This is a genomic window from Enterobacter sp. UNJFSC 003 (assembly GCF_036903355.1).
In the GTDB taxonomy this organism is placed as follows: Bacteria; Pseudomonadota; Gammaproteobacteria; order Enterobacterales; family Enterobacteriaceae; genus Enterobacter.
In genome coordinates this window covers 1-277 of the sequence record NZ_JBAKHK010000139.1, presented here as the reverse complement: position 1 = coordinate 277, position 277 = coordinate 1, and the positions used below count along the sequence as shown (strand labels likewise).

At 52.0% G+C, this 277-nt stretch carries 1 pseudogene; it reads right to left on the bottom strand.

The features are described from left to right. Window positions 1–277 (bottom strand): annotated as a pseudogene (locus tag V5P19_RS23485) (glutamine--tRNA ligase); the annotation flags it as partial.

The window sequence follows — 277 nt, the reverse complement described above, 5'->3', positions numbered from 1 at the left end:
CGCGTTCTGCCTTAATCACATAAGCATTACGCAGACGCACTTCTTTACCCAGCACCAGACGTTTGTACTGCTTGTTAGCTTCTTCGCGGAAATCGGCGCGATCAATCCAAATCTCACCGCTAAACGGCACCTGACGGCTGCCCATTTCCGGTGTGTTCGGATGGTTCGGCATGGTAACCATTTCGCCTTCGCCCTGATAGTTTTCGATAACCAGTTTCACCGGATCGATAACCGCCATTGCGCGCGGCGCATTTTCGTTGAGATCTTCACGGATGCA